Annotated in this window: 8 protein-coding genes; 6 read left to right on the plus strand and 2 right to left on the minus strand. The window is 33.8% G+C overall.

The genetic code is table 11. From position 1 onward, the window contains the following. Positions 1-181: 181 nt before the first annotated feature. Together cls and M0Q17_RS10150 are read left to right on the plus strand one after the other, a co-directional pair. Positions 182-1,582, plus strand: a complete 1,401-nt coding sequence (gene cls, locus M0Q17_RS10145; protein WP_295086505.1) for a cardiolipin synthase — start codon at positions 182-184, stop codon at positions 1,580-1,582. 13 nt (positions 1,583-1,595) lie between these two features. After that, positions 1,596-2,330 carry an endonuclease/exonuclease/phosphatase family protein gene (locus M0Q17_RS10150; protein ID WP_295086507.1) on the plus strand — a complete coding sequence of 245 codons (735 nt, stop codon included), beginning with the start codon at positions 1,596-1,598 and terminating at the stop codon, positions 2,328-2,330. On the opposite strand, the gene M0Q17_RS10155 is transcribed toward M0Q17_RS10150, so the two are convergent. Then, positions 2,320-2,949, minus strand: a complete 630-nt coding sequence (locus M0Q17_RS10155) for an NAD(P)H-dependent oxidoreductase (RefSeq protein WP_295086510.1) — start codon at positions 2,947-2,949, stop codon at positions 2,320-2,322. The two genes, M0Q17_RS10150 and M0Q17_RS10155, sit on opposite strands and share 11 nt — an antisense overlap. Before the next feature lie 64 nt (positions 2,950-3,013). Here M0Q17_RS10155 and M0Q17_RS10160 point away from each other — a divergent pair, with 64 nt between their 5' ends. From M0Q17_RS10160 to M0Q17_RS10175, 4 genes are all read left to right on the plus strand, one after another. Beyond that, positions 3,014-3,451: a YchJ family protein gene (locus M0Q17_RS10160; protein WP_295086511.1), complete on the plus strand. Its 438-nt coding sequence runs from the start codon at positions 3,014-3,016 to the stop codon at positions 3,449-3,451. A 77-nt stretch (positions 3,452-3,528) separates the two neighbouring features. Continuing rightward, positions 3,529-5,367: a GGDEF domain-containing protein gene (locus M0Q17_RS10165; RefSeq protein ID WP_295086514.1), complete on the plus strand. Its 1,839-nt coding sequence runs from the start codon at positions 3,529-3,531 to the stop codon at positions 5,365-5,367. Positions 5,368-5,400: 33 nt separating this feature from the next. Beyond that, entirely contained in the window at positions 5,401-5,829 is a 429-nt protein-coding gene (locus M0Q17_RS10170; protein WP_295086516.1) for a hypothetical protein, read from the plus strand. Beyond that, positions 5,819-5,974: a hypothetical protein gene (locus tag M0Q17_RS10175; protein WP_295086518.1), complete on the plus strand. Its 156-nt coding sequence runs from the start codon at positions 5,819-5,821 to the stop codon at positions 5,972-5,974. The genes M0Q17_RS10170 and M0Q17_RS10175 overlap by 11 nt, the downstream gene beginning before the upstream one ends. Here the strand turns inward: M0Q17_RS10175 and mnmH are convergent. Next, positions 5,967-6,815, minus strand: an 849-nt coding sequence (gene mnmH, locus M0Q17_RS10180) for a tRNA 2-selenouridine(34) synthase MnmH (protein ID WP_295086520.1), incomplete at its 5' end; no start/stop codon positions are given. The genes M0Q17_RS10175 and mnmH overlap by 8 nt on opposite strands.

Here is a 6,815-nt window from a genome sequence, read left to right on the forward strand (position 1 = left end):
TAATTTGTTTTTTAAATAAGCAAGAGATATTGCTCCTATTATTGAATCTGAATCGGGGTTTGTGTGACCAAAAATATATGTTGACATCTATATAGCCTTTGATTTTTTTGTAATTATACTAAAATTTTATGATGATAAAATTTATAGGCTTAGATTACTGCAATAATGATATAATATTTATATGAATGAGTTTATAAGCAATAGTGGTGCAAATATATTTTTCTATCATGGATTGGTGCTCTTTGGTGCGCTTTTAATTGCGATTGTACTAATCCACATGCTCTACAATAGACGCTCGCCAAACAGCATAACTGCTTGGCTTCTCTCTATTATTTTAATCCCTTATATTTCAGTATTTTTATACTTTATAATCGGTTCAAGAAAGCGAGAGAAGAGATATAAAAAAGATAATTTAGTTCTTAAAAATAAAATCACAAACAGTAATATACAAAACAGTATTGATAAAATGCTTAGAAATTACGGTATTGCTGATGCTGCAAAAAACAGCGAATTTAAACTTTTTTTTGATGCAAAACAAGCTTATAGTGAACTTTTATCAAATATTCAAAATGCAAAAAAGTCAATTTTTCTAAGCATCTATATTTTTAAATATGACAAAGTTGGCAAGGAGATTTTAAATGCTCTTATAAAAAAAGCCCAAGAGGGATTGGATGTAAAAATCCTTATTGACTCTTTAGGCTCTTTTCCACTTTATCTTCTACAATACAAGCTAAAAGAACTCAAAAACAGCGGTGCTGATGTTGAATTTTTTATGCCTGTTTTTCGGATGCCCTTTAGAAACTATATAAATCTTAGAAATCACAGAAAAATCTATATTTTTGACAATGAAAAAGTTTTAAGCGGAGGGGGGAATCTCTCAAAGGAGTATCTAGGCACAAAAAGTGACAAAAAAAGGTGGCAAGATATTATGTTTTTTATCCAAGGAGCCTCAGTTGAGCATTTTTTTGAGGTATTTGCTTCAGACTGGCACTATGCTTCAATGGAGAAGCTAGAGTATCAAAAAGAGTATATAGAGAGTGCTGGCGACATATATCTGCAGGTTGTTCCGTCTGGTCCTGACATGGATAGAGATGTTTTTTATGAAGTTCTTCTCTCTATGATATATGGTGCAAAAGAGAAAATCTATATCATAACCCCTTACTATATCCCAAATGAAGCTCTCACTCAGGCACTTATAATCGCTCATCATAAAGGTGTAGAGATAAATCTCATTACACCAAAAGAGACAAATCACATCATTGTAAATCTTGTTAGAAGCTCCTACATGCGAGAGCTTGAGGAGTCGGGAATTAAGATTTTTTTAAATAACGGTGCAATGCTTCATGCAAAGGCTATCATCATTGATGATAAAAGTGTAATTTTAGGTAGTGTAAATTTTGACAACAGAAGCCTCTTTTTAAACTATGAAATAGCTACTTTTATATATTCACAAAAAGTTATAAAAGAGGTAGAGCAGTGGGCGCAAAAGCTTATTTTAGACTCATCTTTTGGAACAAAAAATGTCTCAAAGCCTAGAAGAATTTTTGAAAATCTTCTGCGAATACTCGCGCCGCAACTCTAAAGGAGAAATATTTATGTTTATACCGAGCAATATTGTAAAATCTTTAAAACACCAAGAGGAGTCTCTAGGAGGAGAATTCAGCCTGCTTTGCTGGAATGTTGCTAAGCTTACGTTAAAGAGCTCATACAGAGAGTTTTTCGAGTCCTTGATACAAAACCACGATTTTGATCTGCTGCTGCTTCAGGAGGTTAAAAAGAGTCTCTCATGCGAACTTGCTATTCATGACTACTCTTATATATTATCTCCAAATATCCAAACAAAAAAGCATATCTTTGGAGTTATGAGCGCTTTTAAATCCTCATGTGAAGATGAGTTCTTTTTGCTTAGTAAAAAACGCGAACTAAAGTATGCGACACATAAGGTTTCTCTTATCACACACCACAAAATCTCAGAAGCCGAGACACTTCTTGTCGTCAATCTACATGCCATAAACTTTGTACATAGTGGTGACTTTAAACATGAGCTAGATTATATTTACGCATCCATCGCCCACCATAAGGGAGCCATGATAGTAGCAGGTGACTTTAATACATGGAATCTAAAAAGGAGTTATCTTCTAAGCGAGTTTACAGAGAATTTATCTCTTAAAAAAGTGGAGTTTAGTGATGAGAAGCATCTTAAAAAAATCTTTACAAACTCTATAGATCATATCTTTTACAGAGACTTAAATGTAACCTACTCCGAGGTAATAGATAGCAAAAAAATCTCTGACCATAACCCTATAATCGCAAAATTTTCTACTCTTTAAACTCCACAACTTCTTCAAATGGTAATCTTAACTGAGATGACTGCTCCTTTACTCTATAGCCAAATGGAATTATTAAAGATAGTTGATATTTACTAGCATCAAGCTCTAAAACCCTCTCAACATCATCTTTATCAAATCCCTCAATCGGGCAGCTGTCAATACCTAGCGCTGCTGCACATGTCATCATATTTGCAGCAGCGATATATGTCTGTCTTGCACTCCAACAAAATATGTTTTCATCACTACTTAGAGTTTTATTTAAATGATTGCTATATTTATCCATATAAAAATCAAGCTGCTCTTTGCTCATCTCACGACGCGAAAATCTTTTTTCTACAACTCCGCTCTGCACTTTTAAGCTCTCAATCGCAGCAAGTATTACTACAAGATGCGAACATGTAGTGATTTGAGGCTGATTCCAGCAGTGTGGTCTAATACTAGCTTTTAGCTCCTCATTTGTAACAACTAGAAACTTCCACGGCTCCATGCCAAACGAGGAGGGAGATTTACGCCCGGCTTCGAGTATCTCTCCTATCTCATCACTAGAAATTTTCCTATTTTCATCAAAAAGTTTACAAGCATGTCTAAAATCCATAGCCTCATTAAATGTTTTTTGCATAATTATTCCTCTAAAATTTTATAAAAAAATTATATACTTTTAAACCTAATGAAAAAGAAGTTATATGTTATGTTATTGTGATAGTAATAAAAAGTTTTCCAACTGTTGTGAGATGTTTTTAAAAGGTGCATTAAAACCGTTTGCACCAGAAGAACTTATGCGCAGCAGATACAGCGCTTATGTTTTAGGTAATGGCAGTTACATAGTTGGGACTACGGTAAAACAGAACCGTTTTGAAGATGACATAACTCTAATACAAGAGTATGCAAAAAGTGTTATATGGCTTGGACTTGAAATTGTAAAATCTAAGAAAAATATAGTTGAGTTCAGAGCATATTACAAAGACAATGATGGGATAAAAGTACAACATGAGAGAAGCAATTTTGTCTTTGAAAATGGGAGGTGGCTCTACAAAGATGGAAAACTCTTTAGCTCTAAAATAGAGCCAAACAGGCTCTGCCCATGTAAAAGCGGCAAAAAATACAAAAAATGCTGCGGTTAAATCTTAAAGCATTAATCAGTACATAAAACAAAACTCGCTATTATAAACCTTACCTAAGACGTTATGGATGGAATTTCTTGACTCAAAAAAATTTTAAAAAATACTTTGTTCTCTATTTTATAGGCTTTGGAATTACGATATCTATATTTGGAGCATATATAGGGTATATATTTCAAATGCAAAATATACAAAAACATATGGACTTAAAAGCAAAAGAGATATTTGATATTAAGCTAGAAACTATCTTAAAACCGACAATTAAAAATATGGATGACATTGTAAAATCCCTTGGGAAAAACAGCATTATTAGGGAGTTTCTTCTAACAAACTCCCTGCACAAGCAAAGAGAAGTTGAAAATATACTCTTAGCAGTAACCAGCATAGAGAACAAAATAATGCAGACAAGAATTATTGGCAAAAATGGAAAAGAGGTCATAAGAGTCGGCAGATTAAGTGAAAATAACCAACCATTTATAGTAGAGAAAAGAAAACTCCAAGACAAAAGTCAAAGAGTTTATTTTCAAGAACTCTCAAAGTTGGGCAGCGAAACAATATGGCACTCAAAACTTGACCTAAATATAGAGAACAAAAAAGTTGAGATACCATACAGACCAACTATTAGAATTGCAATGCCGATACTGCAAAACGGTGAGTTTTTTGGGGTGGTTATTCTCAATCTTTTAACAAAGGAGTTCTTTGATGCAATCGGGACCTCTACTAGTTTTGAGCACTTCATAATAGACAAAGATAATAACTATATTATGCACCCTGATAAAAAATACTCTTTTAACAAATATAAAGGCACAAACAGAAAATTAGAAGATGACTTTACTGATGGATTAAAGGCAAATGGTATATATACATATAGCATTAATGATATTTTACAAAATGAGGATGAAGCAGTTTTCATCTTAAAATCAAAAGATAAATATCAAGACAATCTTATAAATGAGAGTATAAATACAGGGATTATTGTCTTTATTCTGACTGTTATACTAAGTTTTACCATGGCAATTTTTACCTCAAAAGTACCTACAAGGCTTCAAATATCTCTACTAGAAGCACACCGTAAGCTTAAAGAGTTTACATCTATCATAGACCGCTTTATTATTACGGCTACTACAAAGCCAGATGGTACAATCTTAAGCATCAGCAATGCCTTTATAGAATCAAGCGGGTATGACAATAATGAACTTATTGGAAAGAGAATGGATATTATAAAAAATCCAAATAGGGACAAATCAATCATAAAAGATCTGTGGAATACTATTTTAAATAAAAAAACATGGATAGGCGAAATTGAAAATAGAAAAAAAGACGGAACTTCATATTGGCTTGAACAGCATATAGTACCCGCTATAAATGAGAATAACACTATTGAATCTTTTGTCTCTATCGGGATAGACATAACAGCAAAAAAAGAGCTTGAAAAATTTGCAACAATCGATAAACTAACCGGCATTTATAACAGAAGAAGAATCGATGAGTTCATGCTAATAGAAATAGAGATTGCAAAAAGACACTCTCAAAACTTATCTATTATTTTAATAGACATAGACCATTTTAAATTAGTAAACGACACCTACGGACATCAGATTGGAGATATTGTACTTAAAAAAACAACAGAAATAATCTCTCAAAACTTAAGAAAATCAGATATATTTGGAAGATGGGGCGGAGAGGAGTTTTTGATTATCTGCCCACATACAAATGAAGATGAAGCACTTATTTTGGCTCAAAAGTTAAGAGTTGCCATTGAGAGTCATAGGTTTGAGACCGTAGGAGAAAAAACTATATGCTTAGGTATTGCCCAGCTTAAAGATGGCGACACTGATAAAACATTGATGCAAAAAGTCGATAATGCATTATATAGTGCAAAAAATGGCGGAAGAAACAGAGCCGTTGTTTTTGCATAAAAAAACTATTTTATTTTTATGATTGGAAAGTTTATGGAAAATATATTAAACAGCACTTATCTTCAAGGCAGTTTAGGATTTGTAGTATTAGTGTTATTTACACTTATTGCTTCAATAATCGGTTATTTTTTATCAAAAAAATATTTGGTAAAAATAATACACAAATTAATTTTTAAAACAAAAACAGAGTGGGATGACCTGATTGTAAAAACAGGTTTTTTTGAGCAGTTTGCATATATTGTTCCACCGTTAATCATTCTATACTTCTCTCGTTTCTACCCAGATAGTCTAAGTGCTGCCATATCGCAAATAGTCGGTTTTTGGATAGCTATTGTTATAATAAAGAGTATTGATAAGCTATTATCTACTCTGCTAGAGATATATAACTCTTTGGAAATATCAAAAGAAAAACCTATTTATAGTAAGACAGCTCCAACCGACTTCAAAAGGGGTGCCTCTTGAGGTATACGCTTTTAGCAATAAAAACAAATGGGCTGAGTATGAAGCTATTCAGTCAGATATTTTTGATCATCTTCTTGTTGCTTTAAGGGAGTTTGATTTAAAGCTCTACCAAGAGCCAAGCGGAGAGTTTGGCACTCTTAAATAATTGTCTCTATAAACTCTTTAATCTCTGATGCATTGCCTCGAAATACAACTCTATCTGAACGCTTTTGTATCTGATAGTCATACATCGGGTCATAATACTCCCGCAAAAGATATGCAGCCCAATCCCTGTATAGCTCAAAAGAACCGCTTCTTCTCTGCTCCTGCAAAGCATTTTCAAAAAGAGCAGAGACTTCCCGGTATCTTTCATCTCCAAGTCTTTTTTTTATTCTATGCATGGCACTCTCTATGCTTTGCTGCCAACTGCCAAAAGCGTCATAAAAACCATCACTCTCATAAGCTTTTTGCGCTTCTACTACATACTCGTTTAACGTTATCTCTATCCTCTGCTCTAAAGGCGTATCAAGTATAACAAGAGGAGCCTCTGATGTAGCTGCAATAAAGCTCTCCGGCATAAACAGAGTGCCTACATGCTTTCCCTCATCTTCAAAAACAAGAGTCCTAAACCCCTCCTCTGCCTTTTGAATTAATTTATATGTAAAGTTATTCTCAAAGTCAATCTGCGAAGTTTGCGGCGTAATTTTTTGTCCAAAAGCTGAACCTCTGTGGTTTGCGAGAGCTTCAAGGTCTATTGCGTTTTTCATCTTTTTAAGTTCTATAGTCTTTCCAGAGCCTGTTCTTCCGCCCAAAATTATAGGCTTAAACTCTTTTACCGACTTCTCAAGTTCGCCAAGTAGATAACCTCTAAAAGCTTTATAACCGCCTTTTAATCTTAAAATCTCTCTGCCTTGCTCATGTAACCACTCTTGAGCTATTTTAGAGCGCTGCCCACCTCTAAAACAGTATAAAAGCGCATCAGGGTTTGCATCCATAAAATCACACCA

The sequence above is a fragment of the Sulfurimonas sp. genome (assembly GCF_023229105.1).
In the GTDB taxonomy this organism is placed as follows: Bacteria; Campylobacterota; Campylobacteria; order Campylobacterales; family Sulfurimonadaceae; genus Sulfurimonas.